This is a genomic window from Arthrobacter sp. Y3223164, from assembly GCF_059091005.1.
In genome coordinates this window covers 1-2819 of the sequence record NZ_JBNHGF010000356.1, presented here as the reverse complement: position 1 = coordinate 2819, position 2819 = coordinate 1, and the positions used below count along the sequence as shown (strand labels likewise).

Sequence of the window (2819 nt, the reverse complement as noted above, 5' to 3'; positions counted from 1 at the left end):
GCACCGGCTGGCCGCTGTTGCGCGCCGCCTGCTGTGCCGCCTTGATCCGGGCCTGTTCCCGCTCCCAGGCTTCCTGGGCCTTGCGCCGCTCCTCGGCCTCGCGCCGGGCCTTCTCCGCCGCCTCGCGGCGGAGCCGTTCCTGCCGTTCCTTGATCTGCGAGAGCACCTGGTTCTGGGCCTGCTCGGTCTTGGCCAGCTCCTGCTCGATCTGCGGCTTCTTGGCCTGCAGGCTGTCCGACAGCGCCGAGGTCTCGGCGATCAGCTGGTCGACCTTCTGCTTTTCGGCGGCCGCCTCGTCGCGGGCGACCTGTTCGGCCGCCAGTGCCTCCTCGGCCTGCGCCTTCAGGTCCCGGATTTCCTCCTCCACGGCCTCCAGCCGCGCCCGGGAGTTCACATTCGTGGCGTTCTGCTGGGCCAGCTTGTCCAGTGCCGCGTTTTGGCTGCGCAGCGCCTGGTCGGCCAGGTCGATGGTGCTGGCTAGGTTGGCGTCGCCGTCGGAACCGAAGAACAGCGACAGGTTGGACGGCACCCCGCCCTGCTTGTAGGCCTGGGTGGCAATCTGGCCGATGACCTTCTTGGTTTCCTCCAGCTCCTCGGCATCGCTGGCCAGTTGCTGGTTGATCTTGTCCTTGGTCTGCAGCGCCAGGTCCACGCGCTGCGCCAGTGCGGCCACCTTGTTGGCGGCGGCGTCCACCCGGCCCTCGGCCTCGGAGAGCTTTTGCTGCGCCGCCGGCAGCCGGCTCTGGTGCTGCTTCAGCTCCTTGACCGCCTCGACGATGTCGGCGTTGAGGAACTCCAGCGACGATTCGATCTGCTGGATTTCCTGGTCGAGGGCGGCCTTGCGGTCGTCGAGGTCGTCTGCCTGGGCGGGGCCGGCGGAGCCCAGCGAGAACGCGAGCAGGGCGGCCATGGCGGCACTCAAAATCCCTTGCGGAAGGCATTTCTTCCGCGGTTTAGTACGGCTCACAGCCTGGCTCCCCAATGTCAAGTTCTGTGCACGTTTCATGAGTCTAGACCTTAAGGTAGCGGCGCAGGGTCAAAAGGGACGATATTCCGGCCAGGACGGCGCCCAGCAGCACCAGCGCGGGACCTATCACCAGCATGGTGCTGGAGGAAATGAAGGCCGTGTCGGGGTATTGGCTGGCCAGCCAGCCGCCGATGAAGAAGTGCGCCACGGCCCACAGCGTGACCGAGGCCAGCAGCGCCCCGAGCACGGCGGCGATCACCCCTTCCAGCACGAACGGCAGCTGGATCACGGCCTTGGAGGCACCGACCAGGCGCATGATGCCGGTTTCCCGGCGCCGGCTGAAGGCGGAAAGCCTGATGGTGGTGGCGATCAGCAGGATGGCGCAGACAATCATGACGACGGCGATGCCCACCGCCACGAGCGAGGCGATGTTCATGACGCTGAAGACCTTTTCCAGGATCTCGCGCTGGTCCACGACTACTTCGACGCCGGGCAGCGAGGAGAAGATCTCGTTGATGACCTCGTACTTCTGCGGATCGACCAGCGAGACGCGGAAGGACTCCGGCAGCTGGTCGGCCGTCACCGAGTCCACGATCGGCGAGTTCGCGAACTGGTCGCGGAAGTGGCCCAGGGCATCGTCCTGCGACTCGTACAGGTAGGTGTCCACGTACTGTTCCACGGCCGGACTGGTCAGCGTGGCCTCGATTTCCGCACGCTGCTCGTCGGTCACGGGGCCGGCCGCGCAGCTGGCCGTCGTCGAAGTGTCGACGCACAGGAAGATGGCCACCTGGACCTTGTCGTACCAGTAGCCCTTCATCTGGTTGATCTGCATCTGCAGCATGCCGGCCGCGCCCACGAAGCTGAGCGAAATGAAAGTCACCAGCACCACGGAGACCACCATGGACAGGTTGCGGCGCAGGCCGGAACCGATTTCGCCGAGGATAAAAGCCAGCCTCATTTGGCCTCCTCCGGTTCGCCCAGGTAGATGCCTTCGGACTGGTCGCGCACCAGCACGCCGTCGCGCAGCTCGATTACGCGCTTGCGCATTTCGTTCACGATCACGTTGTCGTGCGTGGCCATCACCACGGTGGTGCCGTTCTGGTTGATCCGGTCCAGCACCTTCATGATCCCCAGCGAGGTGGTCGGATCCAGGTTGCCGGTGGGTTCGTCGGCCAGCAGGATCCCGGGCTTGTTCACGACGGCGCGGGCGATGGCGACGCGCTGCTGCTCGCCACCGGAGAGCTCGTGCGGCATGCGGTGGTCTTTGCCCTCCAGGCCCACGGTCTTGAGCACTTCGGGCACCGTCTCGCGGATCACCGCCCGGCTGCGCCCGATCACCTGCATGGCGAACGCCACGTTGGCGAAGACTGTCTTGTTGGGCAGCAGCCGGAAATCCTGGAACACCACGCCGATGCCGCGGCGCAGTTTGGGCACGCGCCAGCTGGGAATGTTGGCCACGTTCTGGCCGGCGACGTAGACCGAGCCGCGGGTGGCGCGGTCTTCTTTCAATACCAGGCGGATGAACGTGGATTTCCCGGACCCGGACGAGCCGACCAGGAACGCGAAGTCGCCGCGGTCGATCTCCAGACTGATCTTGTCCAAGGCCGGACGAGAGTTCTGGTCGTAGATCTTCGTGACGTTATCGAATCGAATCATGACTACTTTGTGCCTCAGGCCGAGGACGAGGGCTTGTGCTTGGGGGAAGAAACCTCAGCCTCTCGACTATAGGCACGCAGTCTTGAGTTTATCCTGCAGCTTGTTCGGTGTGTCGTTTCACCCGACCGGCCCCTGGCCCGCGGCCCATCCCGCCGCCCGGCCGGCCATGGCGTCGCGCACCGCATTGGCCACCGCC

Annotated in this window: 2 protein-coding genes and 1 pseudogene; all 3 read right to left on the bottom strand. The window is 65.4% G+C overall.

Translation table 11 applies throughout. The annotated features are described in order from the left end of the window. Positions 1 to 910 (bottom strand): annotated as a pseudogene (locus tag AC5RUJ_RS13965) (peptidase M23); the annotation flags it as partial. Positions 911 to 1010: 100 nt separating this feature from the next. Further along, positions 1011 to 1925 carry a permease-like cell division protein FtsX gene (gene ftsX, locus AC5RUJ_RS13960; RefSeq protein WP_493979072.1) on the bottom strand — a complete coding sequence of 305 codons (915 nt, stop codon included), beginning with the start codon at positions 1923 to 1925 and terminating at the stop codon, positions 1011 to 1013. Continuing rightward, the gene (ftsE, locus tag AC5RUJ_RS13955; protein WP_493979073.1) at positions 1922 to 2623 is read right to left on the bottom strand and encodes a cell division ATP-binding protein FtsE; all 702 of its coding nucleotides are present in this window, start codon (positions 2621 to 2623) and stop codon (positions 1922 to 1924) included. Before ftsE ends, ftsX begins: the two co-directional genes overlap by 4 nt. Positions 2624 to 2819 lie beyond the last annotated feature (196 nt).